At 71.0% G+C, this 26197-nt stretch carries 22 protein-coding genes; 12 read left to right on the top strand and 10 right to left on the bottom strand.

The window, feature by feature from the left end; all coding sequences use genetic code 11:
• Nucleotides 1-188: 188 nt before the first annotated feature.
• Genes ASF44_RS18275 through ASF44_RS18265 form a run of 3 tightly spaced genes read left to right on the top strand, consistent with a single transcriptional unit; the run spans nt 189 to nt 3619 of the window.
• A complete protein-coding gene (locus ASF44_RS18275; protein ID WP_056900651.1) occupies nt 189-1409 on the top strand; it encodes an ABC transporter substrate-binding protein in 1221 nt (406 codons plus the stop codon).
• A 1-nt stretch (nt 1410) separates the two neighbouring features.
• Nucleotides 1411-2469 (top strand): alcohol dehydrogenase, encoded by a 1059-nt coding sequence (locus tag ASF44_RS18270; protein ID WP_056900650.1) that lies wholly within the window; start codon nt 1411-1413, stop codon nt 2467-2469.
• Nucleotides 2470-2476: 7 nt separating this feature from the next.
• The gene (locus ASF44_RS18265) at nt 2477-3619 is read left to right on the top strand and encodes an acyl-CoA dehydrogenase family protein (RefSeq protein WP_056900819.1); all 1143 of its coding nucleotides are present in this window, start codon (nt 2477-2479) and stop codon (nt 3617-3619) included.
• A gap of 33 nt (nt 3620-3652) precedes the next feature.
• Here ASF44_RS18265 and ASF44_RS18260 read toward each other — a convergent pair whose 3' ends face one another.
• Nucleotides 3653-5215, bottom strand: coding sequence for a long-chain fatty acid--CoA ligase (locus tag ASF44_RS18260; RefSeq protein ID WP_056900649.1), 1563 nt, complete (start codon nt 5213-5215; stop codon nt 3653-3655).
• Between the two features lie 139 nt (nt 5216-5354).
• On the bottom strand, nt 5355-6764 hold the full coding sequence (locus ASF44_RS18255; protein WP_235579261.1) for an MFS transporter: 1410 nt from the start codon (nt 6762-6764) through the stop codon (nt 5355-5357).
• A gap of 127 nt (nt 6765-6891) precedes the next feature.
• On the opposite strand from ASF44_RS18255, the gene ASF44_RS18250 reads away from it, so the two are divergent.
• The 9 genes from ASF44_RS18250 (at nt 6892) to ASF44_RS18210 (ending at nt 16531) form a co-directional block, all read left to right on the top strand.
• Entirely contained in the window at nt 6892-7611 is a 720-nt protein-coding gene (locus ASF44_RS18250) for a helix-turn-helix transcriptional regulator (protein ID WP_056900818.1), read from the top strand.
• 100 nt (nt 7612-7711) lie between these two features.
• Entirely contained in the window at nt 7712-8428 is a 717-nt protein-coding gene (locus ASF44_RS18245; RefSeq protein ID WP_056900648.1) for a glutathione S-transferase N-terminal domain-containing protein, read from the top strand.
• A gap of 5 nt (nt 8429-8433) precedes the next feature.
• On the top strand, nt 8434-9039 hold the full coding sequence (locus ASF44_RS18240) for a 2-hydroxychromene-2-carboxylate isomerase (RefSeq protein ID WP_056900647.1): 606 nt from the start codon (nt 8434-8436) through the stop codon (nt 9037-9039).
• On the top strand, nt 9036-9809 hold the full coding sequence (locus ASF44_RS18235) for an enoyl-CoA hydratase (RefSeq protein WP_056900646.1): 774 nt from the start codon (nt 9036-9038) through the stop codon (nt 9807-9809). Before ASF44_RS18240 ends, ASF44_RS18235 begins: the two co-directional genes overlap by 4 nt.
• A gap of 85 nt (nt 9810-9894) precedes the next feature.
• Nucleotides 9895-11133 carry an acetyl-CoA C-acetyltransferase gene (locus ASF44_RS18230; protein WP_056900645.1) on the top strand — a complete coding sequence of 413 codons (1239 nt, stop codon included), beginning with the start codon at nt 9895-9897 and terminating at the stop codon, nt 11131-11133.
• 75 nt (nt 11134-11208) lie between these two features.
• Entirely contained in the window at nt 11209-12423 is a 1215-nt protein-coding gene (locus ASF44_RS18225) for an ABC transporter substrate-binding protein (RefSeq protein WP_056900644.1), read from the top strand.
• 10 nt (nt 12424-12433) lie between these two features.
• Complete coding sequence (locus ASF44_RS18220) at nt 12434-13978, top strand: AMP-binding protein (RefSeq protein WP_056900643.1); 1545 nt, start codon at nt 12434-12436, stop codon at nt 13976-13978.
• Between the two features lie 89 nt (nt 13979-14067).
• A complete protein-coding gene (locus tag ASF44_RS18215) occupies nt 14068-15558 on the top strand; it encodes an NAD(P)/FAD-dependent oxidoreductase (RefSeq protein WP_056900642.1) in 1491 nt (496 codons plus the stop codon).
• A 19-nt stretch (nt 15559-15577) separates the two neighbouring features.
• Nucleotides 15578-16531, top strand: a complete 954-nt coding sequence (locus ASF44_RS18210; protein WP_056900641.1) for an alpha/beta hydrolase — start codon at nt 15578-15580, stop codon at nt 16529-16531.
• Here the strand turns inward: ASF44_RS18210 and ASF44_RS18205 are convergent.
• The 8 genes from ASF44_RS18205 to ASF44_RS18170 all read right to left on the bottom strand — a co-directional run bounded on the left by ASF44_RS18205 (nt 16528) and on the right by ASF44_RS18170 (nt 26121).
• Nucleotides 16528-17721 (bottom strand): diguanylate cyclase, encoded by a 1194-nt coding sequence (locus ASF44_RS18205; RefSeq protein WP_056900640.1) that lies wholly within the window; start codon nt 17719-17721, stop codon nt 16528-16530. The two genes, ASF44_RS18210 and ASF44_RS18205, sit on opposite strands and share 4 nt — an antisense overlap.
• 165 nt (nt 17722-17886) lie before the next feature.
• Complete coding sequence (locus ASF44_RS18200; protein ID WP_082524872.1) at nt 17887-18873, bottom strand: tripartite tricarboxylate transporter substrate binding protein; 987 nt, start codon at nt 18871-18873, stop codon at nt 17887-17889.
• A 101-nt stretch (nt 18874-18974) separates the two neighbouring features.
• Nucleotides 18975-19769, bottom strand: a complete 795-nt coding sequence (locus ASF44_RS18195; protein ID WP_056900639.1) for an SDR family NAD(P)-dependent oxidoreductase — start codon at nt 19767-19769, stop codon at nt 18975-18977.
• Between the two features lie 32 nt (nt 19770-19801).
• Nucleotides 19802-21973 carry a fatty acid oxidation complex subunit alpha FadB gene (gene fadB / locus ASF44_RS18190; protein WP_056900638.1) on the bottom strand — a complete coding sequence of 724 codons (2172 nt, stop codon included), beginning with the start codon at nt 21971-21973 and terminating at the stop codon, nt 19802-19804.
• Nucleotides 21974-22089: 116 nt separating this feature from the next.
• Nucleotides 22090-23055, bottom strand: coding sequence for a tripartite tricarboxylate transporter substrate binding protein (locus ASF44_RS18185; RefSeq protein WP_056900637.1), 966 nt, complete (start codon nt 23053-23055; stop codon nt 22090-22092).
• A gap of 266 nt (nt 23056-23321) precedes the next feature.
• Complete coding sequence (locus ASF44_RS18180; protein ID WP_056900636.1) at nt 23322-24050, bottom strand: TerC family protein; 729 nt, start codon at nt 24048-24050, stop codon at nt 23322-23324.
• Between the two features lie 103 nt (nt 24051-24153).
• Nucleotides 24154-24984: an acyl-CoA thioesterase II gene (locus tag ASF44_RS18175; protein WP_056900635.1), complete on the bottom strand. Its 831-nt coding sequence runs from the start codon at nt 24982-24984 to the stop codon at nt 24154-24156.
• Nucleotides 24985-25149: 165 nt separating this feature from the next.
• Complete coding sequence (locus ASF44_RS18170; protein WP_056900816.1) at nt 25150-26121, bottom strand: nitronate monooxygenase family protein; 972 nt, start codon at nt 26119-26121, stop codon at nt 25150-25152.
• Nucleotides 26122-26197 lie beyond the last annotated feature (76 nt).

The raw sequence follows: 26197 nt of genomic DNA, 5'->3' as shown, positions 1-26197 counted from the left end.
GTTGCGCACTATCGCGCCGGCGACAGGCAGCGGCCATGGCCGATTCGACCAAAGCCATTGGCTGGAACGACCAGCGCCCATGAGGGGAAACCCGGTGTCGCGCAGGCGGCGCGGCTCGTCGGATCGGACGATGCCGCCCGGGCGGCGCAGGAGCACGATGCCAGCTCTACCAAGAACGGGGAGACAAGATGCAGGACAAGGCAAGGATTGCGGCCACGGCGCTGTGCGGCGCGTTGGCCATGTGGGCCGGCGGTGCCGCCGCGCAGGCCAAGCCCGCACCGGTCAAGATCGGCGTGCTGACCGACCTGACGTCGATCTACGCCGCCATCGGCGGCAAGGGCCTGGTCGATGCCACGCGCATGGCCATCGAGGACTTCGGCGGCAGCGTGCTGGGCGCGCCCATCGAGATGGTGTTCGCCGACACGCAGAACAAGGCCGACGTGGCCGCCTCCAAGGCGCGCGAGTGGTTCGACACCCAGGGCGTGGACATGGTCACCGACCTGCCCTCCTCCGGCCTGGCGCTGGCCGTGAGCAAGCTGGGCGAGGAGAAGAAGAAGATCGTCATCGTGACCAGCGCCGCCACCTCGGAGCTGACCGGCAAGAGCTGCACGCCCTACACCGTGCACTGGACCTACGACACCTACGCGCTGGCGCGCAGCACCGGCGCGGCGGCGGTGAAGGCCGGCGGCGACACCTGGTTCTTCCTGTCGGCCGACTACGCCTTCGGACAGGCGATGGAGAAGGACACCACCGACGTCATCAACGAGATGGGCGGCAAGGTGCTGGGCAGCGCCAGGCACCCGCTGGGCGCGTCGGACTTCGCGTCCTTCCTGCTGCAGGCGCAGAGTTCGAAGGCCAAGATCATCGGCCTGGCCAATGGCGGCGGCGACACCATCAACAGCATCAAGGCGGCCAGCCAGTTCGGCATCGTGCAGGGCGGCCAGAAGATCGCCGCGCTGCTGGCCTTCCTGACGGACGTGAAGGCCATCGGCCTGCGCCAGGCCCAGGGCCTGCTGCTGACCGAGGCCTTCTACTGGGACCAGGACGACAAGACGCGCGCGTGGTCGCAGCGCTTCTTCAAGCGCAACGGCGTGATGCCCACCATGACCCAGGCCGGCACCTACGGCGCCGTGACGCACTACCTCAACGCCGTGAAGGCGGCCGGCACGCGCGACAGCGACAAGGTCATGGCGCAGATGCGCGCCACGCCCATCAACGACTTCATGACCGCGGGTGGCCAGCTGCGCGTGGACGGCCGCGTGGTGCGCGACATGCACCTCTACCAGGTCAAGACGCCGGCTGAATCCAAGGGCGAATGGGACCTGTACAAGGTGGTGGGCACGACCCCGGGCGCCACCGCCTTCCGCCCTCTCAGCCAAAGCGAATGCCGTCTGGCAAAAGGAACCTGACATGATCAGCTACGACCTCACGCAGTTCGGCGCGCCGCTGCAACGCCACGAGCAGCCCACGCCCCAGCCCAAGGGCAGCGAGGTGCTGGTGCGCGTGCTGGCCGCGGGCGTGTGCCACAGCGACATCCACATCCGCCACGGTTACTACGACATGGGCAACGGCAAGCGCCTGAACATGGGCGACCGTGGCGCCGCGCTGCCGCTGACCATGGGCCACGAGACGGCCGGCGAGATCGTCGCCGCCGGCCCCGATGCGCAGGATGTGCAGATCGGCCAGCGCGTGGTGGTCTACCCCTGGCTGGGCTGCGGTCAATGCAAGGTCTGCGCGCGCGGGCAGGAGAACCTGTGCATGGCCGGCAAGGCGCTGGGCGTGTTCGCGCCGGGCGGCTACGCCGACCACATCGTCGTGCCGCATGCGCGCTACCTGGTCGACATCGGCAACCTGGCGCCCGAACAGGCCGCGCCCTGCGCCTGCTCGGGCCTGACCATGTACAGCGCCATCGGCAAGATCGACCCGGCGGTGCTGAAGGACGAGCATGTCGTGGTGTTCGGCGCCGGCGGCCTGGGCCTGATGGCCGTGGGCCTGCTCAAGGCACTCGGCAACCCGGGCGCCATCGTGGTCGAGCCCGACGCCGCCAAGCGCGCAGCCGCCCTCAAGGCCGGCGCCGCGCACGCGATCGACAGTGCCGCGCCCGACGTGGCCGAACAGGCCAGGAAGGCGGCTGGCGGCGCCGTCTGGGCGGCGCTGGACTGCGTGGGCACCGAGCAGACCGTGGGCACCGGCATGGCCCTGCTGACCAAGGGCGGCCAGCTGGTGCAGGTGGGCCTGTTCGGCGGCAAGATCGAGATCTCCACGCCCTCCATGCCCATGCGCGCCATGAGCTACCAGGGCTCCTACGTGGGCAACCTGGGCCAGCTGCGCGCGCTGATCGACCTGGCCAAGGCCGGCCAGCTGGTGCCGCTGCCCATCGACGCACGGCCCTTGGACCAGGCCGAGGCTGCGCTGCAAGACCTGGAGGCCGGCAAGGTCGTCGGCCGCGTGATGCTGAGACCGAACTGAGATGACCATGGACATCCAACGCACCGTCTACCGCGAAGACCACGAACAGTTCCGCACCACCGTCCAGCGCTTCCTGGACCGCGAATGCGTGCCCCACATGGCAGCCTGGAACGCCGCCGGCCAGATCGACCGCGCGGTCTGGGCCAAGGCCGGCCGCGAAGGCCTGCTGTGCCCCACGCTGCCCACCGAGTACGGTGGCGGCGGCGGCGATTTCGGCCATTCGGCGGTGCTGGCCGAGGAGATGGCCGCGCGCGGCCTGAACGGCATCAACTTCGGCCTGCATTCCGACATCATCGTGCCCTACCTGCACCGGCTGGGCACCGAGGCGCAGAAGGACAAATGGCTGCCGCGCTGTGCCGCGGGCGAAGTCATCACCGCCATCGCGATGACCGAGCCCGGCACCGGCAGCGACCTCAAGAACATCCGCACCACGGCACGGCGCGAGGGCGACGAATACGTCATCAACGGCGCCAAGACCTTCATCAGCAACGGCCTGCTGTCGGACCTGGTGGTGGTCGTGGCCAAGACCGACCCGCAGGGCTCGGGCTCCAAGGCCATGGGCCTGGTCCTGATGGAGACCGACCGGCCCGGGTTCCGCCGCGGCCGCAAGCTCGACAAGGTGGGCCAGCATGCCGCCGACACGGCCGAGCTGTTCTTCGACGACGTGCGCGTGCCGGCCAGCAACCTGCTGGGCGAGGAAGGCAAGGGCATGTACGCGCTGATGCAGGAGCTGCCGCAGGAGCGCTTTCTGATCGCCCTGGCCGCCGCAACGGCGCTGGAGACCTGCCTGGCCCACACCATCGCCTACGTGAAGGACCGCCAGGCCTTCGGCCACACGGTCTGGGACTTCCAGAACACGCGCTTCAAGCTCGCGGACATCAAGGCCCAGTCACTGGCCGTGCGCACGCTGATCGACCACTACCTGGGCGAGCACATGCGCCGGCGCATCACGCTGGAGGAAGCCGCCGTCGCCAAGCTGTTCGCCACCGAGACGCTGGGCAGCGCGCTGGACACCATGGTGCAGCTGCACGGCGGCTACGGCTACATGCTGGAGTACCCGGTGGCCCGGGCGTTCGTGGACATGCGGGTGAACCGGATCTACGGGGGGACGAGCGAGGTGCAGCGGGATCTGATTGCGCGCAAGCTGTGAGCCAGGGCAGGGCCCGCCGGCCCGGCTGGGACCTTAGCCCACAGCCCGCTCGCGCCCCTTCCAGTGCGGCTCGCGCAGCTTGTACTTCATCACCTTGCCCGCCCCGCTGATCGGCAGCGCCGCCACGAACTCCACGCTGCGCGGGCACTTGTAGCCCGCGATCAGCGCCTTGCAGTGGGCCTGGATGTCCTCGGCCGTGGCCTCCACGCCCGGCCGCAGCACCAGCACCGCGTGCACGGCCTCGCCCCATTGCGCGTGCGGCACGCCGATCACGGCGGCGGCCGCCACCGCAGGGTGGCGCGCGAGCGCGGCCTCGACCTCGCCGCAGTACACGTTCTCGCCGCCCGAGACCACCATGTCCTTGAAGCGGTCGACGATGAAGACGAAGCCGTCCTCGTCCATGCGCGCCGCGTCGCCCGTGAACATCCAGCCGTCGCGCAGCGCCTGGGCGGTGGTGTCGGGCAGGTTCCAGTAGCCCGACATCGCGCAGGGGCTGCGCACCGCGATCTCGCCGACTTGGCCACGCGGCACTTCGCGGCCTTCCACGTCCACGATGCGCAGGTCGATGCCGTTGAGCGCGCGGCCGGCGGAGTTGAGCTTGCCCAGCTTGCGGCCTTGCGGCGCGTGGTACTCCGCCGTCAGGTAGGTCACGCCGGCGGCCAGTTCGGTCATGCCGTAGCCCTGCACGAGATCGGCCTGCGGCAGCAGCGCGAAGGCGCGCTCCAGCAAGGCTTCGGAGATGGGCGATGCGCCATAGCCCACCACGCGCACGCTGGACAGATCGGCACCACGCGCGGCCGGGTCGTCGAGCAGGAACTGCAGCATCACCGGGATCAGCATGAGGCTGGTGATGCGGTGCTCGGCGATGGCCTGGAGCACACCGCCCGGCGTGAAGCCCGGCAGGAACACGTTCGTCGTGCCCACGACCAGGCTGCGCATCAGCGCGGACAGGCCGCCGAGGTGGAACAGCGGCGCACTGTGCAGCAGCACTGCATCGCCATCGAGCGGCGAGGCGATCAGCGAGAGCACGGAGTTCGCGGCCAGCGCCTCCTGGCTCAGCATCACGCCCTTGGGCCGGCCGGTGGTGCCGCCGGTGTAGAACACGCCGGCCAGGTCGTCGCCGCTGCGCAGCGCGTCCGCCACGGGCCGGGCTGCGGCGAGCAGTTGCTCGGTGTCCAGCAAGCCGGCCGGGGCCGGCTTGTCGCCCACGTAGAGCAGCGTCTTGAGGCAGGGTGCCTGGGCCTGCAGTTCGGGGACCATGGGCACGAAGCTGTCGTCCACGAACAGGATGGCGGTCTCGCAATCCTGCAGCGAGAAGGCGATCTCGGCCGCGCTCCAGCGCGTGTTGGCCGGGTTGACCACGCCGCCGGCCCACCAGACGGCCAGGTAGAACTCCAGCGTGCGGTCGGAGTTGAGCGCGAGCATGCCCACGCGGTCGCCCGCGCGCATGCCCAGGGCCTGCAGCGCGCCGGCGAGCCGGGCCACGCGGTCGTGCAGCTGGCGGAAGGTCTGGCGGCGGCCGTTGTAGACGGTGGCCACGCGGTCGGGGTACTGCTGCACGGCGCGGTGCAGGGATTGGGTCTGGCGCAGGCGCATCAGCGGCTCCTTGGAGACTGGCGTTCGGTGGGTGGCGTCATGCGGACGGGGCCGTACGGCTTCCGTGCGGATGCGGGCAGTGCGGCACCCATGCCCATGGCCAGAACGGCGCGTCGCGGGATCTTGTTGCAATCCGAATTCATCTGCTTGTCTCCTGGTGCTGCGTGTCGTGCAGGGCCTGGAGGCCCCGGTTCCGCGGTGTGGTCCGCAACGCGCCCAGGGCTTGCCGGCCCCGGCCGCGTCCGGAGCAGCAGTCTTGGGTGGGAGGCCCGGCCTGCCCATCGTCCGAAACGATGAATTTCGCCCCGCGCCGGCCGGCCAGCATGCAGGCGATGGCCAGGCCCTGCACCACGGCGATGGCGGCGAAGAAGCCCTGCGTACCCACACCCAGCGTGGGCCCGCCAGGGCCGCCCGCCACCAGCAGCGCGGCGAACGCGGCCGGCGCGAACGCATAGAGCGCCTGGGCCAGTGCCACGCAGCGCGCCACCACGCGCGTCACCTGGGCGGGCGCGAATTCGGCCTGTGCGATCAGTGGCGGCAACGAGGTCGCGTTGCCGATGCCCAGCCCGAACAGCGCCACGCCCAGCACGGTGGGCCAGCCGGGTTCGGGGCCTGCCATCCACAGCAGCAGCGTGCCGGCGGCCTGCACCGCATAGCTGGCAGCGGCGACCCGGCGCCGGTCCCGCTGCGTGCCCAGCCCCCGGGCCACGAGCACGCGGCCGCCCATGCCGCAAGCGGTGGCCAGGGCCATGGTCCAGCCGGCCATCTGCGGGCCCATGCCGGGCACCAACAAAGAGAACAACTGGGCGATCAGCCCGATCTGGGCGAACAGGCCCAGGGCCATCGCGGCCGCGAGCGTCACGAAGGCACGGCTGCACCAGGGCGTGGCGGGCACCGGCGCAGCGCCAGCGCCAGCGCCAGGGCCAGGGCCAGGGCCAGGAGCAGCTTCACGGTCCACGGGCCTGCACGCCAGCTCGCGCGAGGCGATCGACAGCACGGCCACGACCATCGCCAGACCGACCAGCATCGCCGCGGCCGGAAAGCCCACCCTGTCGATCAAGGCCGCCCACAGCGGCACGAAGACCATGCCACCCACGCTGGCGCCGTTGTAGGCCTTCGCCAGCGCCATCGGCTGCTGCACGGTGAACCAGGGCGACACGATGGCGTGGATGCCGGCGGCGCCCAGCGGCACCCAGCCCGCGCCCGTGCACAGCGCCGCCAGGAACAGCTGCCAGGGTTTGGCCGCTGCCGCCCAGCCCAGCACGCCGAATGCCAGCGCCAGCGCGCCGCCCAGCGTCGTGGCCGGCACGCCGAAGCGGCGGTGCAGCCTGGGCAGGCAGGCGACGACACCGGCGCCGAACAGGAAGTGCAGGCTCACCGCCGCCGACACCAGCGGCAGCGGCCAGCCGGTGCGCGCCACCACCGCATGCAGGAACACCGGCGGCCCGTAGAAACCCACGCCCCAGCCGAACAGGGCCAGCACGAAGGCAGCGCGCACGACACCGTGGCCGTCGCACGCGGCGGGAGGGGCAATGCAAGAAGAAGGCATGGAAGCACTCGCTGCAAGCGGCCTGCGCCGCGGTGCAGCGATGGTGGCCACGCCAGCGGCCGAACGCTTCGCTGCGCAGCGAAGCATCGGCCTGGCCGCGTGCCGTAAGCTGGCGCCCAGGCCCCCCATGAACACCAACCGCATTGCCCGCATCGCCGCCCTGGTCGGAGAACCGGCCCGCGCCGCGATGCTGCTCGAACTGATGGACGGCCGCGCGCTGACCGCCCATGAACTGGCCCGTGCCGCCAACGTGTCGGCCCCCACCGCCAGCCGCCACCTGGCCCAGCTGGTCGAGGCCGGCCTGCTGCACATGGAGCCGCGCGGGCGGCACCGCTACCACCGGCTGGCGTCCGGCGAGGTGGCCCGGCTGCTCGAAAGCATCATGCAGCTGGCGGGCCAGGCGCCGGAGCGGCGCCGTGTCGTGGTCGGCCCGCGCGACGCCAGGCTGCGCGCGGCGCGCCTGTGCTACGACCACATCGCCGGACGGCTGGGCCTGGCCATTGCCGACGGCCTGCTGGCCGAGCGGGCGATCGCGTTCGACGGCGACAGCGGCCATGTCACGGACCGTGCCGGCCCCGTGCTGCAGCGCTGGGGCCTGCCGCTGGATCTGCAGGCGCAGGCACCGGGCCGCGGCCGGCCGTACTGCCGGCCCTGCCTGGACTGGAGCGAACGCCGCAGCCATGTGGCCGGCAGGCTGGGCGCGATGATCTGCGCGCATTGCCTGGCCCAGGGCTGGCTGGTCAGGAAGCCGGACACCCGTGCGCTGACGATCTCCGGCGCCGGCGCGGCGCGATTGCGCGACCTGCTGGGCCTGCAGGCGTGGGACCGCGTCACGGGCCCTGCCTGACCGGTGCCGGCGGCCGGCGCGGCACCTGCGGGACAGCACGGCGGCGCGATTGCCGCTACAAAGGCCGGCGCGCACAGCGGCGCGAGGAGACAAGCCTTTCATGATCGACCTGTACTACTGGCCGACGCCCAACGGCTGGAAGATCAGCATCCTGCTGGAGGAATGCGGCCTGCCCTACCGCGTGCTGCCGGTGGACATCGCCGCCGGCGCGCAGTTCACGCCCGAGTTCCTGGCCATCAGCCCGAACAACCGCATCCCGGCCATCGTCGACCACGAACCGTTGGGTGGCGGCGCACCGCTGGCCTTGTTCGAGAGCGGCGCCATCCTGCAGTACCTGGCCGAGAAGGCCGGCCAGTTGCTGCCCACGGTGCCGGCCGAGCGCTGGCGTGTGCTGCAGTGGGTGGCCTGGCAGGTCGGCGGGCTCGGCCCCATGGCCGGGCAGAACGGCCACTTCCTGCTCTACGCGGCCGAGAAGATCCCCTACGCCATCGACCGCTACGGCGCCGAGGTGCGCCGGCTGTACGGGGTGCTCGACCGCCAGCTCGCGTCGACGGGCGCGTACATCGCGGGCGACTACTCCATCGCCGACATCGCCACCTTCCCGTGGGCCATGACGCACAAGGCGCAACAGCTGGTGCTGGACGACTTCCCGCACGTCAAGCGCTGGTATGCGCAGGTGCGCGCACGGCCCCAGGTGCAGGCCGGCCTGGCCGTGGGCCGCGAACTGGGCCGGCCGAGCACATCCGTGAGCGACGAGGCCCGCCGCAACCTGTTCCGTGGCACGAATGCCGCCACCACTGCAGCGACCAAGGAGTGAACCCCATGCCCGACATCGAATTCTTCTTCGACATCTCCAGCCCCTGGACCTACCTGGCGTTCCACAACATCCAGCCGCTGGCCGACGAGTTCGGCGCCAAGGTCATCTGGCGCCCCTTCATGGTGGGCGGCGTGTTCAACACGGTGAACCCCACGGTCTACGAATCGCGCCGCACGCCGGTGCCGGCCAAGCAGGCCTACCTGGGCAAGAGCCTGGCGGACTGGGCGCGCTGGACCGGCGTGCAGGTCAACTTCCCGCCCAAGGTGTTCCCGGTCAACAGCGTGAAGGTGATGCGCGGCTGCCTGGTGCTGGACGGCGAGGGCAAGCTGCCGGCCTTCGCGCGCGCCGCCTTCGAGGCCTACTGGCGCGACGACCTGGACATCGCGCAAGACGAGGTCGTGCGCGAGGTCTGCGCCCGCGCGGGCGTGGACGCCGACGCACTGCTGCTGGCCATCGCGCAGCAGCCCGTCAAGGACGCGCTGCGCGACAACACCGAGGCGCTGATCGCACGCGGCGGCTTCGGCTCGCCCACCATCTTCCTGGGAGACGACATGTACTTTGGCAACGACCACCTTCCGCTCGTGCGGGCCGCACTGGAGCGCGCGCGATGAGCACCGATACCGGACTGCTGCAGCTGTCCACGCCTTCGCCCGGCGTCGCCTGCCTCACGCTGAACCGTCCGCAGGCCATGAACGCGCTGTCGCTCGCGCTGCGCCAGGCCATCGCCGACACGGTCGACCGCCTGGCCGCCGACCCCGCGGTGCGCGTGCTGGTGCTGACCGGCGCCGGCCGCGCGTTCTGCGCCGGGCTGGACCTGCGCGAGATCGACGGCAACGCGCTGGGCAACGCCAAGGCCGACCCGGTGCTCGCGCTGGGGCGCTTTCCGCGGCCCATCATCGGCGCCATCAACGGCGCGGCCGTCACGGGCGGGCTGGAACTCGCGCTGGCCTGCGACCTGCTGATCGCCTCGACCCAGGCGCGCTTTGCCGACACCCATGCGCGCGTGGGCGTGGTGCCGGGCTGGGGCCTGTCGCAGAAGCTGCCACGGCTCATCGGCATCGGCCGGGCCAAGGAGATGTCGTTCAGCGGCAACTTCGTCGGCGCCGAGCAGGCCGAGCGCTGGGGCCTGGTCAACCGCGTGGTGGCGCCCGAGGAACTGCTGCCGCAGGCCTTCGCGCTGGCCGCCGACATGGCCAGCGCGCTGCCAGACGTGGTGCAGATCTACAAGCAGCTGATCGATGGCGGCTATGCCGGCGCGCTGGCCGACGGGCTGGTGGAGGAAAAAGCCGCGTCGCGCCGCTGGGCCGAATCGCTGGACACCGCCGCGCTGCGCGCCCGGCGCGAAGAGGTGCAGGCCCGGGGGCGCTCCCAAGCCGGGTAAACCCCGGTTCGTCGCTTCGGACGATGACGGCGGCGCCAGTCGCCGCTAGTCTGCGGTTCTCGCAACGCACTGACCACCCACCCACATGTCCGACGCATACATCATCGACACCTGCCGCACGCCGCGCGGCATCGGCAAGATCGGCAAGGGCGCCCTTGCCGACCAGCATCCCCAGCACCTGGCCGCCACCGTGCTCAAGGCGCTGGCCGAGCGCAACCAGCTCGACACCGCCGAGGTGGACGACGTGATCTGGGGCACCTCGACCCAGCGCGGCAAGCAGGGCAACGACATGGCCCGCATGGCCCTGCTGGACGCGGGCTACAGCCACCTGGCCAGCGGAGTGACGCTGGACCGCTTCTGCGGCTCGGGCATCACCTCGGTGAACCTGGCCGCCGCCACGGTGGCCGCAGGCTTCGAAGACCTGGTGATCGCCGGCGGCTGCGAGATGATGAGCTACACCGCATCGCTGGCCGACCCCGCCAACCCCAGCATGATGGACGCCGGCAACCTGCGGCTGCGCCGCAACGTGCCGCAATCGCACCAGGGCGTGTGCGCCGACGCCATCGCCACGCTGGAAGGCATCCCGCGCAGCGCGCTCGACGAACTGGCCCTGCTGAGCCAGCAGCGCGCCGCCGCCGCCATCGAGGGCGGCCACTTCAAGCGCAGCCTGGTGCCGGTGTACCGCGAAGACGGCAGCCTGGCGCTGGACCGCGAGGAGTTCCCGCGCCCGCAGACCACGCTGGAGGGCCTGGCCTCGCTCAAGCCCGCCTTCGAGGTGATGGCCGAGCGCCCCATCGACGAGCAAGGCAACACCTACGCCGGCCTGATCCGCCAGGTCTTCCCCGAGCTCAAGATCAACTACGTGCACCACGCCGGCAACAGCTCGGGCGTGGTCGACGGCGCCGGCGCGCTGCTGCTGGCCTCCGGTGCCTATGCCAAGAAGCGTGGCCTCAAGCCGCGCGCGCGCATCGTCGCCATGGCCAACGTGGGCGACAGCGCCACGCTGATGCTGAACGCACCGGTGCCGGCCGCGCGCAAGGTGCTGGCCAAGGCCGGCCTCACGGTCGATGACATCGACCTGTGGGAGATCAACGAGGCCTTCGCCGTGGTGGCCGAGAAGTTCATCCGCGACCTGAAGCTCGACCGCGCCAAGGTCAACGTGAACGGCGGCGCCATGGCGCTGGGCCACCCCATCGGCGCCACGGGCTCGCTCCTGATCGGCACGCTGCTGGACGAGCTGGAGCGGCGCGACCTCAAGCGCGGCCTGGTCACCATGTGCGCCGCCGGCGGCATGGCCCCGGCCATCATCATCGAGCGGGTCTAAGCCCCTCCTCTTTCCTTCTGTCCTGCCCATGGCCGCGCGCCATGGGCCGGCCCTGCTGTTGCCTTCTCATCGCCCATGACCACCTTCGCCTCCCGCAGAACCACCCTGATCGCACTGAGCGCCGGACTCGCCGCGGCCCTGGCCACCGGCTCCGTGCTGGCCCAGAAGAAGTACGACCCCGGCGCCAGCGACACCACGATCAAGATCGGCAACCTGGTGGCCTACTCGGGCCCCGTGTCGGCCTACGGCACCATCGGCAAATCGGCCGGCGCCTACTTCGCCAAGGTCAATGCCGAAGGCGGCATCAACGGCCGCAAGATCGACTACCTGTCGCTGGACGATGCCTACACGCCGTCCAAGACCGTGGAGCAGGCACGCAAGCTGGTCGAGCAGGAAGAGGTGCTGGCGCTGTTCCTGCCCGTGGGCACGGCGCACAACCAGGCCATCCAGCGCTACATGAACGCCAAGAAGGTGCCGCAGCTGTTCGTGGGATCGGGCGCCACGCGCTGGGGCGACATCACCAAGTTCCCGTGGACGCTGGGCTGGCAGCCGACCTACCACACCGAGGGCCGGGTGTTCGGCACGCACGCGCTGGCCAGCAACCCCAAGGCCAAGATCGCCGTGCTGATGCAGAACGACGACTTCGGCAAGGACTTCCAGAAGGGCCTGCTCGACGGCCTGGGCGACAAGGCCAAGGCGCACATCGTCTCCACCCAGACCTTCGAGGTGACCGACCCCACGGTAGACAGCCAGATCGTCTCGGCCCGCGCGGCCGGTGCCGACGTGCTGATCATCCTGGCCACGCCCAAGTTCGCCGCCATGGCCATCCGCAAGACGGCCGAGATGGGCTGGAACGCGCAGCGCTACGTGGCCAGCGTGGCGCAGTCGGTCGGCTCGGTGCTCAAGCCCGCCGGCCTGCAGAACGCCGAGGGCGTGATCAGCGCCACCTACTTCCGCGACCCGTCCGACCCGGGCCAGAAGGACACGCCCGAGGTCAAGCAGTACCTGGCCTTCATGCAGCAGCACTACCCGCAGGGCGACCCGTACGACTCGCTGAACCTGATCGGCTACTCGGCCGCGCAGACCCTGGTGCAGACGCTCAAGCAGGCCGGCGACAACCTCACGCGCGAGAACGTGATGAAGCAGGCGCTGAACCTGTCGATGACGCTGCCCATGCTGTACCCCGGCATCGAGGTCAAGACCGGGCCGGACGACTTCTTCCCGATCGAGAAGATGCAGCTGATCCGCTTCAACGGCACGCGCTACGAGCCGGTGGGCAGCCTGTTCTGAACGGCGCGCCATGCACGGCCCCACCGCTCCCGCCCTGGCGCTGCGCGCGCTGCGCCGCCACCCGGAACGCATCGCCTTCGTCGAGGACGCGCGCCAGCTCTCGTACGCGGGCACGCTGGCGCTGATCGGCCGCCTCCAGGCCGTGCTGGCGGCCGGCGGCGCTGCGGCCCCGCGCGTGGCGCTGCTGAGCGCCAACCGCGCCGAGGCCTGGGCGGCCGAGATCGCGGTGCAGGCCCTGGGCGGCAGCACGACCTGGCTGCACCCGCTCGCGGCGCTGCCCGAGCAGCAGTTCCAGATCGAGGATGCGCAGGCCGAGCTGCTGGTGGTGGACGCGGAGGCCTACGCCGAGCGCGGCGGCGCGCTGGCCGCCGGTTGCCCGCAGCTGCGCAAGGTCTGGACACTGGGCCCGGCCGGCTACGGGCACGACCTGCTCGCGGCCATGGCGGCGGCCGGCGAGCACAGCCCGCGCGATCTCTCGCAGGCATCGACGGTGGCCAGCCTGGGCTACACGGGGGGCACCACGGGCCGCTCCAAGGCCGCGCTGCGCCACCAGCACCAGCAGGCCGCGATCACGCGCGCCATCCTTGCGGACTTCGAGCTGCCGGCCACGCCGCGCTACCTGGCGGCCGCGCCGATCAGCCATGTGGCCGGCACCAAGGTGCTGCCCACGCTGCTGCGCGGCGGCACGGTGCACCTGCAGCGCGGCTTCGACCCCGACAAGCTTCTGGCCACGCTGCAGGCCGAGCGCATCAACATGACGCTGCTCGTGCCCACCATGGTCTACAAGCTGCTGGACCACCCCGGCCTGGACAGGACCGACACGAGCGCGCTGGAGCTGCTGCTGTACGGCGCATCGCCGATGTCGCCCACCCGGCTGCTCGAAGGCATGGAGCGCATCGGCCCGGTGTTCTCGCAGCTCTACGGCCAGACCGAGTGCTACCCGATCAGCCTCTTGCGCAAGGCCGACCACGACCCGCGCCGGCCCGAGCGCTTCGCCTCCTGCGGCATGCCGCTGGCTGGCTGCGACGTGCGCCTGCTGGGCGACGACGGCGAAGAAGTCGCCACTGGCGAGCCCGGCGAGATCTGCGTGCGCGCCGACAGTGCCATGGCGCTGTACTGGAACCGCCCCGAGCTCACGGCCGAGGCGCTGGCCGGCGGCTGGCTGCACACCAGCGACATCGCGCGCCAGGACGACGAGGGCTACCTCTACATCGTCGACCGCAAGAAGGACATGGTGGTCTCGGGCGCTTTCAACGTCTACCCGCGCGAGGTGGAAGACGTGCTGACCACGCACCCGGCCGTGGCCATGGCCGCCGTGATCGGCGTGCCCGACGCGACCTGGGGCGAGGCCGTGGCGGCCATGGTCGTGTGCCGGCCCGGCATGCAGGTGGAGGCGCAGGCGCTGATGGCGCTGGTCAAGCAGCACAAGGGCGCGCAGCAGGCGCCCAAGCGCATCGACTTCGTGGACGCGCTGCCGCTCACGGCGCTCGGCAAGATCGACAAGAAGGTGCTGCGCGCGCCGTTCTGGGACGGGCAGGCGCGCAAGGTGGGTTGACGCCGGCTGTCCCTCGGACGACGCGGCGCGCACGGCATGCGGCCTAAGATGGCCACACAGGCACCCTGTGCACTGCGAAGGAGACAAGCATGGCCACCGCCCAGAGCCAGACGGAAGACGGCGCGCACTTCGACTTCCTCGTGATCGGCGCCGGCATCTCCGGCATCGGCGCCGCGCACCACCTGCGCCAGCGCTGGCCTGACCGCAGCCTTGCCGTGCTGGAGGCCATGGACGGCTTCGGCGGCACCTGGTGGACGCACCGCTACCCCGGCGCACGCTCCGACAGCGACCTGCACACCTACGGCTACGCCTTCAAGCCCTGGATGGGCAGCGCGATCGCCACGGCCGACGAGATCCGCCGCTACCTGGCCGAGACCATCGAAGAGAACGGCCTGGCGCCGCACATCCGCTACGGCCACCGCGTGCTGTCGGCCGACTGGTCGTCGCAGGACAGCCGCTGGACGCTGCGCATCGCGCGCAAGGACAGCGACGCGGTGCTCACGCTGACCACGGGCTTTCTCTGGATGTGCGCCGGCTATTACGACCACGGCCAGCCCTACACGCCCACCTGGCCCGGCATGGACAGCTTCCAGGGCCGCGTGGTCCACCCGCAGCACTGGCCGCAGGATCTCGATTGCACGGGCCGGCGCGTGGTGGTCATCGGCTCGGGCGCCACGGCCGCCACGCTGATCCCGGCGCTGGCCGAGCAGGTGGCGCACGTGACCATGCTGCAGCGCTCGCCGACCTTCTTCTCGGCACTGCCACGGGCCCATCCGCTCGAAGCCCCGCTGCGCGCGCTGGACCTGCCGGCCGACTGGACGCACGAGATCCTGCGCCGCGCCCACATCGCGCGCAACGGCGAGGTGGTGCGCATGTCCTTCGAGCGGCCGGAAGACCTGCGCGCCAACCTCATGGAGCAGGCACGCGCCCAGCTGCCCGAGGGCTTCGACGTGGACAAGCACTTCAACCCACGCTACCGCCCCTGGCAGCAGCGTGTGGCCGTGGTGCCCGACGGCGACCTGTTCGCCGCCATCCGCAGCGGCAAGGCCTCGGTGGTGACCGATGGCATCGAATGCTTCGACGCCACCGGCATCCGGCTGTCCAGCGGCGCGCACCTGCCGGCCGACGTGGTCGTCACGGCCACGGGCTTCGACCTGCAGGTGCTGGGCGGCGTGCCGTTCGGCGTCGACGGTGTGCCCGTGGACTTCACGCAGCGCGTGACCTGGCGCGGCGTGATGCTCGAAGGCCTGCCCAACCTGGCCTACGTGATGGGCTATTTCCGCTCGAGCTGGACGCTGCGGCTGGACCTGGTCTGCGACCTGGTGTGCCGCGTGCTGCAGCACATGCAGGACCAGGGCCATGCGGTGGTGGTGCCCACGCTGCGCGGCGAGGACGCCGGCATGCCGCGCCTGCCCTGGATGGACCCGCAGAACTTCAACGCGGGCTACATCCTGCGCGCGCAGCACCGCATGTTCCGCCAGGGCGACCGCGACCCCTGGCGGCACAACCTGGAATACCAGGAAGAGCGCAGCGCGCTGCCCGCCGTGCGCCCCGACGAGAACGCCCTCGCCTACCGCTGACCCCAAGGAACCGCACACCATGCCCCTCAATCCCCACCTCGCCGGCGTCCTGCAGATGATGGCTGCCGCAGGCCGCAAGCCCACCGCCGAAGGCACGCCGGCCGAGGGCCGCGCCGGCTACCTGGCACTGACCGTCGGCACGCGCAAGCCCGAAGACGTCGTGCCCGTGGCCAGCGTGCAGGACACCACGGTCGATGGCGCCGCCGGCCCCTTGCGGGCCCGCATCTACCGCCCCGGGGGCGACGGCCCCTTTCCCACGGTGGCCTACTTCCACGGCGGCGGCTGGGTCATCGGCGACCTGGACACGCACGACAACATGTGCCGCGACATCTGCCGTGGCGCGCAGGCCGTGGTGGTGGCGGTGGACTACCGGCTGGCGCCCGAGCATCCTTTCCCCGCCGGCATCGAGGACGCCATCGCTGCAGCGAAATGGGTGGTCGCCCATGCGCACGCGCTTGGCGGCAATGCCACGGTGGGCGTGGCCGGCGACAGCGCGGGCGGCAACTTCGCCGCCGTGGTGGCCCAGCAGCTGCGCGATGCGGGCACGGCGCTGGCCGCGCAGTTCCTGATCTACCCGGCGGTGGACCACGCCCGGGCCGAGTACCCCAGCCTGGCGCAGAACGCCAAGGGCTACTTCCTGGAAACGGCCACCATGGCCTGGTTCTACGACCACTACGCGGGCGCCATCGCCGACCCGCTGGACCCGCGCCTGGCGCCGCTGCAGAGCCCAGACCTCGCGCGGCTGCCGCCGGCCGTGGTGGTGACCGCCGAGTTCGACCCGCTGCGCGACAGCGGCGCGGCCTATGCCCAGGCACTGCGGGACGCGGGCGGCCAGGTCGACGAGATCCCCGGGCCCGGCATGGTGCACGGCTTCTTCGACATGGGACGCTGGTCGCCCGGCGCGCAGGCCATCGTCCAGCGCAGCATCGGGCGTTTCGGCGAGGTGCTGCGCGGTCGGCCGGCGGGCGGCTAGCCGCGTTCCTCGACCAGGCGCGCCGCCGCGGCCGGCTGGTGCTGGGGCGGCTGCGCGGCCTGTACCCGGTTGCGGCCCAGGCGCTTGGCCTCGTACAGGGCCTGGTCGGCGCCGCGCGCCGCCGACTCCCAGTCCGTGGCCCGGTCGAACGGCAGCGACACGCCGATGCTCACCGTGCAGCCCAGGCTGCCGCCGCCGGGCAACGGGTGGCGCACGGCTTCGATGCCCTGGCGCAGGCGTTCGGCCAACGCCAGGGCACCGTCGGCGCCATGGCAGCAGACCATGAATTCCTCGCCGCCCCAGCGCGCCACGGTGTCGCCGCCGCGCAAGCCGGCCTGCAGCGCCTGCGCCACGCCGCGCAGCACCATGTCGCCCACGCCGTGGCCATGGCCGTCGTTGATGCGCTTGAAGTGGTCCACGTCCACCGCCATCAGCGCCACGGGCGCAGCCGGCCGGCCGCCGAAGTGGCGCCGCATGGCTTCCTGCAGGCCGTTGCGGTTGAGCACGCCCGTCAGCGCATCGTGCGTGGCAAGCTCCTGCAGCCGGCCGCTCAGGCGCAGGAACACCATCCACAGCAGGCTGGGGCCCAGCACCGTGCTGAACACCACCGAATAGGTGTAGTAGGCCTGCGCCGCCGGGCCGGTGAACAGCGGCGCCAGGCCGACCCACGGCACCAGCACGCCGCGCGCGACGGTGGCCAGGCCGATCAACACCAGCGTGCCGGCCAACACGCGCATCGGCAGGCGCAGCGCCGGCTTTTCGCGCCGCGCGCCCACCACGGCCAGATAGGCCAGCAACAGGTAGGCCGCGCCCAGGAACAGGTTCAGCAGCGCATGCCGCCCCACGCCCTGCCAGAGCAGGGTCGCCGACACGGCCAGCAGCACGTAGCCCCCGGTGACGGTGAGCACGCGGCGGCGCCCGAGCGGCGCGCCGCCCGAGAACTGGCGCAGGCCGGTGGCAAAGCACAGCGTGGCGTAGACCATGCAGACGTCGGCGCCCACGCCCCGCAGGTCGCCCGAACTGAAGCCCAACACCAGGCGCAGCAGGTAGCCCGCGCCGAATGCCAGCGCGCCCGTGCCGAAACCCTGCAGGCCGGCGGCATCGGTGGTGTGGCGCCCGATCAGCAGCAGCACGCTGCCGATGCCGATGAGGTTGAACGCCAGCAAGGTGACGACGGTGGCTGGATCCATGGAAGCTTCGCTGGTGGCAGCGCACCGGCAGCATCCATGGCGTCGAAAGCGCAGGGCGGCGCGGGGCGTTGTGGCCCCCATTGTGAACAATCGCCTCGCGCCCGCCCGGCGTCCGGCAGGGTCAGGGCCGCGGCCGCGCCCTGAGCGTGTGCCGGCCCCCGCGCTTCACTCGGGTTCGATGCGGGCGTCCTTGACCACCTTGGCCCACCGCGGGGCCTCGGCGCGGATCAGGGCCGCGAACTCCTCGGGCGTGCCGCCCATCACCTCGTTGCCCTGGCTCGTGATCTGCTCGCGCAGCGCCGGGTCCTGCAGCGCCTTGTTGCCGATGGCGTTGAGCTGCTTGACGAGCTCGGGCGGCAGGCCCTTGGGGCCGATCAGGCCTTGCCAGTTCATCACCTCGACCGCCGGAAAGCCGGCCTCCGCCATCGTCGGCACGTCGGGCATCAGCGCGGAGCGGGTCTTGCTGGTGATGGCCAGCGCGCGCGTCTTGCCGGCCTTGATGGAGGGCATGGCCACGTACATCTGTTCGAACATCATCGCGACCTGGCCGCCCAGCAGGTCGGTGGCGGCGGCCGAGCCGCTCTTGTAGGGCGCGTGGATCAGGTCGACGCCGGCGGTGTGCTCGAACAGCGCGCCGCTCAGGTGGTGGGTGCCGCCGATGCCGCCCGAGGCGTAGGCCAGCTTGCCGGGCGCGGCCTTGGCCGCCGCCACGAGGTCCTTGACGGTCTTGTAGGGCGCGTCGGCGCGCACGGTCAGCATGAGCGGGCCGCGCTCGATCAGGAAGATCGGCACCAGGTCCTTGAACGGGTCGAAGCCGAGCTTCTTGAACAGCGACTGGTTGACCGACAGCGGCGCGAAGTTGCCCATGCCCAGCGTGTAGCCGTCGGCCTTGGCGCGCGCGATGGCCTCGGTGCCGATGTTGCCGCCAGCGCCCGACTTGTTGTCGATGATGATGGGCTGGCCCATCAGCGTGCTCATCACCCGGGCCACCTGGCGCGAACGCTGGTCGGCATTGCCGCCGGCCGCGTACGGGCAGATCCAGACGATGGGCTTGCTGGGGTATTTGTCCTGCGCCGACACGAGCGCGGGAAAGGCCAGGGTGCCGACGGCACCCTGCAGGAACAGCCGGCGGCCCAGGGGGGATGGGTACATGGCGAACGTCTCCGAGTTGTGGTGGTGACCACTCTATCGGAGAGGGCTGTCAATCGGCTGTCATGCGCGCGGTGGGTGCCGTGGGCCGCGCGGCGCCAGGTTCAGCGTGGCGCCATGCGGATCGCGCCATCCAGGCGCACGCACTCGCCGTTGAAGTAGCCGTTGGTGATCATGGTCTCGGCCAGCTGGGCGTACTCGTCGGGGTTGCCCAGGCGCTTGGGGAAGGGCACGGACGCGGCCAGCCCGGCCTTCACGTTCTCGGGCGCGCCCTGCAGCAGCGGGGTGTTGAAGATGCCCGGCAGGATGGTGTTCACGCGGATGCCCTCGCCCATCAGGTCGCGCGCGATGGGCAGCGTCATGCCCACGATGCCGCCCTTGCTGGCCGAGTAGCTGGCCTGGCCCATCTGCCCATCCACGGCCGCGACCGATGCGGTGTTGACGATGGCGCCACGCTCGCCAGAGTTGTCGGCATCCTGCAATGGCTCCAGCGTCAGCATGCCGGCCGCGCTCTTGGCGATGCAGCGGAAGGTGCCGACCAGGTTGATCTGGATCACGCGGTCGAAGTTGGCCAGCGGGAAGTGGCGGATCTCGCCCGTGGCCTTGTCGCGGCTGGCGGTCTTGACCGCGCCACCGGTGCCGGCGCAGTTCACGAGGATGCGCTCCTGGCCGTGCGCGGCGCGGGCCTTGGCGAAGGCCGCGTCGACCTGCTCCTCGCTGGTCACGTCGACCTTGCAGAACACGCCGCCGATCTCCTTGGCCACGGCTTCGCCCTTCTCTTCGTTGAAGTCGAACAGCGCGACCTTGACGCCGGACTTGGCCAGGCGGCGCGCGGTGGCCGCGCCCAGGCCGGATGCGCCACCGGTGACGACGGCGGCAATGCTGGAATTGAGTTGCATGGGATCTCTCCTGGGTTGGTTGGGTGCGTTGTTCAGAGGCTGTGGTAACGGCTGCCTTGCGCCGCCATGGCGCGCATGCGCGCCGTGGGCTGGTATTGCGGGCCGAAGGCGGCGTACTTCTCGCACAGCGCCACCACCTGGGGCAGGCCCAGCCAGTCGGCGTACTGCAGCGGGCCGCCGGCGTAGGCCGGAAAGCCGATGCCCAGCAGCATGGCGGTGTCGAGCTCGGCGGGCGTGGCCACCACGCCCTCCTCGAGCGCGTGCGCGGCTTCCACCAGCATCGGCAGCATCATGCGTTCGACGATCTCGGCATCGCTGACATCGCGCGCGCCGCCGGCCTGCAGCGTGGCCACCAGCGCGCGCGCCGCGGGCGAGGACGCCTTGCGCGGCTTGCCGGCCGGATCGGACTGGTAGTCGTAGAAGCCGCCGCCGGTCTTCTGGCCGAAGCGGCCCGCGGCCACGAGCGTGCGGATGGCATTGCGCTCGATGGGGCGGATGCGCTCGGGGTAGCCGGCCGCGATCACGTCGAACACATGCGCGCCCACGTCCATGCCGACCACGTCCTGCAGGTAGGCCGGGCCCATGGGCCAGCCGAAGGCCTCCATCGCGCGGTCGACCTGCTCGAAGTCGGCGCCGTCGGCCACCAGCTGCACGAAGGCGTTCACATAGGGCGTGAGGACGCGGTTGACCAGGAAGCCCGGGCCGTCCTGCACGACGATGGGCACCTTGCCCATGGCCGCCGCGTAGGCCACCGCGGTGGACACGGCCTGCGGGCTGGTGCGCGAACCGCGGATCACCTCGACCAGCGGCATCACGGGCACCGGGTTGAAGAAGTGCATGCCGACGAAGTTCTCGGGCCGCGCGAGCGGCTGGGCGATGTCGTCGATGCGCAGGCTGGAGGTGTTGGAGGCGATCACGGTGTCGGGCCGCGTGCTGCCTTCCAGCGCGGCCAGCACGCGGCGCTTGACCTCCAGGTTTTCGACGATGGCCTCGATCACGCAGTCGAGCTGGTCGAAGCCGGCCTCGTCCAGCTGGGCGGTGATGGACGCGCGCACGGCCTGCGCCTTCTCGGGCTTCAAGCGGCCGTTCTTGACCTGGCGGGCCAGCTGCTTGTCGGCCTCGGCCAGGCCCTGGTCGAGCGCGGGCTGCGCGATGTCCTTCATGCGCACGGGCACGCCGCGCAGCGCGCTCGTGAACGCGATGCCGCCGCCCATGGTGCCGGCGCCCAGCACGGCGGCCTGCGCCACCGGCCGGCCTTCGCGCGCATGGCGCCGGTGCAGCTTCTTGACGGCCTGGTCGTTCAGGAAGGCGCGCACCAGCGAGGCCGCGGCCTGGGTCTTCGCAACGCGGCCGAATGCGGCCGATTCGAGGTCGATGGCGCGGTCGCGCGGCAGGCTCGCGCCCTCGGCCATCATTTCCAGCGCGATCTGCGCCGCCGGCTGGTGGGGCGCGCCGCGGCGCGCATCTGCCACCACTGTCGCCAGCGCCGTCGCCAGCGCGTCGGCCACGGCGGCGGGCGAAAGCGGCAGCGCCTCGCGCTTCTTGCGCTGGCGCGCGGCCCAGTCGACCTCGCCGCGCACGGCCGACTGCAGCAGCGCGAGCGCGCGGTCGCGCAGCGCACCGGGGGCGACCACCTCGTCGACCACGCCGGCGGCCAGCGCCTGCGCGGCCTTGGCCGGCCTGCCGCCGGCCACCCATTCGAAGGCCGTGGCCAGGCCGGCCACGCGCACCAGCCGCACGGTACCGGCCAGGCCCGGGAACAGGCCCAGCTTGACCTCGGGCACGCCGACCTGGGCGGTCTCGGACATCACGCGCAGCGCGCCGAGCAGGGCCACCTCGAGACCACCGCCGAGCGCGAAGCCGTTGATGGCGACGACGCTGGGGATGCCCAGGTCCTCGAAGCGGTTGGCCATGGCATTGCTCTCGTGCACGTCGGCCGCGATCTGCTGCGGGCTCTGCTGGAACCTGGTGCCGAACTCGGTGATGTCGGCGCCGACGATGAACACGTCCTTCGCGCTCGTCACGAGCACACCGCGCACGCCGGGCGCGGCGGCGATCGCGTCGATGGCCTGCCGGAATTCGTCGGTGGTGCGCGCGTCGAGCTTGTTGATCGCGTCGCCCTGGCGGTCGAAGCGCAGTTCGACCAGACCTTGCGCGCCCGCTTCGGCGATGGGCAGGACCTGGATGCTTTGGCCTTGGAACAAGAACTCTCTCCCTGCGGGCCCCTGCCCGCGTGCCGGGAAAGTCTAGGGAGAGGGGTGGTGTCGGGCCATCGTCCGAACGGACGAATCAGGTCAATCCAGCCAACGGACGAATCAGGTCAATCCAGCCGTATGTTGTTGTCGGTGATGGCCTTCTTCCAGTACGCCATGTCGTCGCGCAAACGCTGCTCGAAGGTGGCCGGCTGTTCGACCACGGGCAGCAGGCCCAGCTGTGTGAGCCGCGCCTGCATCTCGGGCGCCTGCAGCACCTGGGCCACGCCCTCGCGGATGCGGCGCACGGTCTCGGGCGGCGTCTTCGCGGGCGCGAACAGCGCATACCAACCCGGCACGTCCAGGCCCGCATGGCCCAGTTCCGCGAAGGTGGGCACATCGGGCAGCAGCGGCGCGCGGCGCGTGCCGGTGACCGCATAGGCCTTGAGCCGGCCGGACAGGATGTGCGGCAGCGGCGAGGCCAGGTCGGTGAACGACAGCGTCACGTGGCCGGCCAGCAGGTCGTTGATGAGCGGCGCCGCGCCCTTGTAGGGCACGTGCACGGTGCGGATGCCGTTGGCGCGGTTGAAGATCTCTGCAAAGATGTGGGCCGAGGTGCCCGCGCCGTAGGTGCCGTAGCTGAGCTTGTCGGGCATGGCTTTGGCCAGCGCCACGTAGTCCTTGACCGAGCCGATGCGCGCATCGTTGGTGACGAAGACCGAGACGGCGTCGGCCACGCGCGCCAGCGGCACGAAGTCCTTCTCCACGTCGTAGGCCATCCTGGGGTAGAGCGCGGGTGCCAGCGCCAGCTGGCTGATGCCCAGCAGCAGCGTCGTGCCGTCGGGCGCCGCGCGCGCCACGTATTCGTTGCCGATCATGCCGGAGGCGCCGGCGCGGTTGTCGACCACCACGGGCTGGCCCCAGAGCTTCGCCAGGTCGGTGGCGAGGTGGCGCGCGAGGATGTCGCCCATGCCGCCGGCGGGGAAGGGCATGACGAGGCGCACGGGCTTGTCGGGGTAGCTGCTGGCACGCCCGGCCAGCGGCAGGCAAGCGGCCAGGGACAATGCGGCGAAGTGGCGGCGTGACAGCGGCATGGGAGGTCTCCTGGGCGTGGGGGCGGGCGCATGCTAGGGGCGCGGCGCCGTGCCGCACCATCGTCCGATCGGACGAGTTCGCCCTGCGAAACCGGCCGCGACCGCCCCCTTTCTCCCCCTACTTCCCCTCTTTCGACCCGGCACGCCGCGGCGCCTTGCGCGCAGCAAAAAGCCCTGCCGGCAGGTGCCGCAGGGCTTCGTGGCCAGGCTGTTGCCAGGCAGGATGACAGACGCACCGGCGGGTCGCCCCGCCAGCGCGCGGGCCGTCAGGCGTGGCTGCCGCCCGCGGTCTTCTTGCGGCCGGCGATGGCCTTGCCGATCACCAGCACCAGCAGCGCACCGGCGACGGCCGCGCCATAGTGGACGGTGCTGTTCTGCGGCACCTTCAGCATCCATTGCCACTTGTCGGGGTTGGCCAGGGCCGGGTCGGAGACCAGCATGCCGCCGGCGATCCAGCCCAGCAGCATGCCGCCGGCCGTGATGATCATCGGGTAGCGTTCCATGAGCTTGATGACCAGTTGGCTGCCCCAGACGATGATGGGGATGGAGATCAGCAGGCCCAGCACCACCAGCAGCATGGAATGCTCGCCGGCGTTCTGCGCGGCACCTGCGATGGCGATCACGTTGTCCACGCTCATGACCAGGTCGGCCACGATGATGGTCTTGATGGCGGCGAACAGCTTGTCGCTGCCTTGCACGTCGCCATGGGCGTCGTCGTCGGGCGCCAGCAGCTTGACACCGATCCACACCAGCAGGATGGCACCGACGAGCTTGAGGAACGGCACGTTCAGCAGCGTCATCGCGAACGCGATGAGGACCACGCGCAGGATGATGGCACCGGCGGTGCCCCAGATGATGCCCTTGGTGCGCTGCGCCGGCGGCAGCTTGCGGCAGGCCAGCGCGATCACGACCGCGTTGTCCCCCCCCAGGAGGATGTCGATGATGATGATCTGCCCCAGGGCGACCCAGAAGGCGGGAGATGTCAGAAAGTCCATGATTCCTCGTTGTATTTTGTGGGCCGGACCAGCGGCGGCGCGCACTGTAAGCTGAGGAATACCTGACTGCCCCTATTCCCCCACAGGACAAGGCCCCTTGGAATCAGGTCCGCACGCGCACGAGCCCCTCCTGCGCCACGGAGGCCACCAGGCGCCCGTCGCGGCTGTAAAGGCTACCACGGCAAAAACCCCTGGCGCCATGCGCGGAGGGCGAATCGGCCTCGTACAGCAGCCAGTCGTCGCAGCGGAAGTCGCGGTGGAACCACATGGCGTGGTCCAGGCTGACGCCCTGCACGCCGGGCTTGCGGAAGTCCAGGCCATGGGGCTGCATCGCCACGCCCAGCAGGCTGTAGTCGGAGGCGTAGGCCAGCATGGCCTGGTGCAGCAGCGGGTTGTCCGGCAGCGCGTCGACGGTGCGCAGCCAGGTCTGCCCGCTCGGCCCCCAACGGCCCTCGCCCAGCGGCGGCCGGCCATCTGCGAAACGGAACTCGATGGGCAGCGCCAGCGCGTTGCGCTGCTGCTCGGGCAGGGATTCCGGCGCCGGCACCGGCACCATGGCGCGCTGGTGCTCGACGCCGTTCTCGCGCCGGTGGAACGAGGCCGACATGTGGAAGATGGCTTCGCCGTGCTGGATGGCCACCACCCGCCGCGTGGTGAAGCTGCCGCCGTCGCGGATGCGGTCCACGTCGTAGACGATGGGCGCCGTCTTGTCGCCGGGCCGCAGGAAGTAGCCGTGCAGCGAATGCGCCGCGTGGCCGTTGTCCACGGTGCGGGCCGCCGCCATCAGTGCCTGGCCCAGCACCTGGCCGCCGAACACCGCCGGGGCGCCCAGGTCGCTGCTGGTGCCGCGGAAGAGGTTCTTCTCGAGCTGCTCCAGGCTCAGCTGCTCGACCAGGGCACGCAGGGCCTCTTTACGCAGTTCTTCGCGGTTCATGTCGGTTGTCCATTGCACTGGCCCGCAAGCCGGTGGTCGAGAGGCCGCGGAGCAGGCCATGCCAGCAGACGCCGCGCAACGGGCTCTGCCCGGGCGCTGGCGGCGCCCCTTGAGGGGGATGGAATGGCCACACGAAGTGCGCCATCCAAACGGGGTGGTTTCACTTCACCCAAAGAAGCCCCGCGCACGGTCGAGCTCGCGGCGGCAGTCGGCCACCATGCGCGCGATCAGCGCCTCGCAGCTGGGCACGTCGTCGATCAGGCCGATGCACTGACCGGCCGAGACGATGCCGTTGTCGACCTCGCCCGACTGCAGCGCCGCGCGCCCGCGCACGCCGGCCACCAGCGGGCGGATCTCCTCGAAGGTGCAGCCGCCCGGGCGCCGCTCCATGCCCACGACCTCCTGGGCGATGGCGTTGCGGAACACGCGCGCGGTGTTCTTGAGCGTGCGGTACAGCAGCGCCGTGTCGCGCTCGCTGGCCTGCACCAGGGCCTGCTTGATGTTGGCGTGGATCGGCGCCTCCTGCGTGACGCAGAAGCGCGTGCCCATGTTGATGCCCTCGGCACCCAGCGCCAGCGCCGCCGCCATGCCGCGCCCGTCGGCGATGCCGCCCGAGGCGATGACGGGAATCTTGAGCGCACGCGCCGCCGCCGGGATCAGCACCAGGCCACCGACGTCGTCCTCGCCCGGATGGCCCGCGCATTCCAGGCCGTCGATGGAGACGATGTCCACGCCATTGCGCTCGGCCGACAGCGCATGCCGCACCGTGGTGCACTTGTGCACGAGGGTCACGCCGGCCTGCTTGAACTGGGCGATGAACTCCTTGGGGCTGTTGCCGGCGGTCTCGACGATCTTGATGCCGCTGTCGATGATCAAGCGCACGTACTCGGCGTACGGCGGCGGCTTGATGGCCGGCAGGATGGTCAGGTTCACGCCGAACGGCTGGTCGGTCATGGCGCGGCAGCGCGCGATCTCATGGCGCAGGTCGTCGGGCGTGGGCTGGGTCAGCGCGGTCAGCAGGCCCAGGCCGCCGGCATTGGAGACGGCCGAGGCCAGTTCCGCCAGGCCGACCCACTGCATGCCGCCCTGGATGATGGGGTAGCGGATGCCCAGTTGTTCGGTGACGCGGGTGTGCATGCGGTCCATGGAGACTCCTTCGGAAAACGGGCGCGGACAGCGGCGCGCCGGCATGGTTCGATGATCGCCGCACGCA

It is taken from the genome of Pseudorhodoferax sp. Leaf274 (assembly GCF_001422445.1).
GTDB lineage: Bacteria > Pseudomonadota > Gammaproteobacteria > Burkholderiales > Burkholderiaceae_C > Pseudorhodoferax.
The sequence above is the reverse complement of the archived record's forward strand: the minus strand, read 5'-3'. Positions and strand labels throughout refer to the sequence as shown.

Bases quoted from the DNA above. Each gene is read 5' to 3' on its own strand.
- ASF44_RS18175 (WP_056900635.1), bottom strand. From the start codon at position 24,984: ATGAACCGCGAAGAACTGCGTAAAGAGGCCCTGCGTGCCCTGGTCGAG.
- ASF44_RS18270 (WP_056900650.1), top strand. From the start codon at position 1,411: ATGATCAGCTACGACCTCACGCAGTTCGGCGCGCCGCTGCAACGCCAC.
- ASF44_RS18220 (WP_056900643.1), top strand. From the start codon at position 12,434: ATGCACGGCCCCACCGCTCCCGCCCTGGCGCTGCGCGCGCTGCGCCGC.
- ASF44_RS18235 (WP_056900646.1), top strand. From the start codon at position 9,036: ATGAGCACCGATACCGGACTGCTGCAGCTGTCCACGCCTTCGCCCGGC.
- ASF44_RS18225 (WP_056900644.1), top strand. From the start codon at position 11,209: ATGACCACCTTCGCCTCCCGCAGAACCACCCTGATCGCACTGAGCGCC.
- ASF44_RS18250 (WP_056900818.1), top strand. From the start codon at position 6,892: ATGAACACCAACCGCATTGCCCGCATCGCCGCCCTGGTCGGAGAACCG.
- ASF44_RS18255 (WP_235579261.1), bottom strand. From the start codon at position 6,764: ATGCCTTCTTCTTGCATTGCCCCTCCCGCCGCGTGCGACGGCCACGGT.
- ASF44_RS18170 (WP_056900816.1), bottom strand. From the start codon at position 26,121: ATGCACACCCGCGTCACCGAACAACTGGGCATCCGCTACCCCATCATC.
- ASF44_RS18195 (WP_056900639.1), bottom strand. From the start codon at position 19,769: ATGCAACTCAATTCCAGCATTGCCGCCGTCGTCACCGGTGGCGCATCC.
- ASF44_RS18200 (WP_082524872.1), bottom strand. From the start codon at position 18,873: ATGTACCCATCCCCCCTGGGCCGCCGGCTGTTCCTGCAGGGTGCCGTC.
- ASF44_RS18185 (WP_056900637.1), bottom strand. From the start codon at position 23,055: ATGCCGCTGTCACGCCGCCACTTCGCCGCATTGTCCCTGGCCGCTTGC.
- ASF44_RS18215 (WP_056900642.1), top strand. From the start codon at position 14,068: ATGGCCACCGCCCAGAGCCAGACGGAAGACGGCGCGCACTTCGACTTC.
- ASF44_RS18210 (WP_056900641.1), top strand. From the start codon at position 15,578: ATGCCCCTCAATCCCCACCTCGCCGGCGTCCTGCAGATGATGGCTGCC.
- ASF44_RS18275 (WP_056900651.1), top strand. From the start codon at position 189: ATGCAGGACAAGGCAAGGATTGCGGCCACGGCGCTGTGCGGCGCGTTG.
- ASF44_RS18230 (WP_056900645.1), top strand. From the start codon at position 9,895: ATGTCCGACGCATACATCATCGACACCTGCCGCACGCCGCGCGGCATC.
- ASF44_RS18205 (WP_056900640.1), bottom strand. From the start codon at position 17,721: ATGGATCCAGCCACCGTCGTCACCTTGCTGGCGTTCAACCTCATCGGC.
- ASF44_RS18240 (WP_056900647.1), top strand. From the start codon at position 8,434: ATGCCCGACATCGAATTCTTCTTCGACATCTCCAGCCCCTGGACCTAC.
- ASF44_RS18245 (WP_056900648.1), top strand. From the start codon at position 7,712: ATGATCGACCTGTACTACTGGCCGACGCCCAACGGCTGGAAGATCAGC.
- ASF44_RS18265 (WP_056900819.1), top strand. From the start codon at position 2,477: ATGGACATCCAACGCACCGTCTACCGCGAAGACCACGAACAGTTCCGC.
- ASF44_RS18260 (WP_056900649.1), bottom strand. From the start codon at position 5,215: ATGCGCCTGCGCCAGACCCAATCCCTGCACCGCGCCGTGCAGCAGTAC.
- ASF44_RS18180 (WP_056900636.1), bottom strand. From the start codon at position 24,050: ATGGACTTTCTGACATCTCCCGCCTTCTGGGTCGCCCTGGGGCAGATC.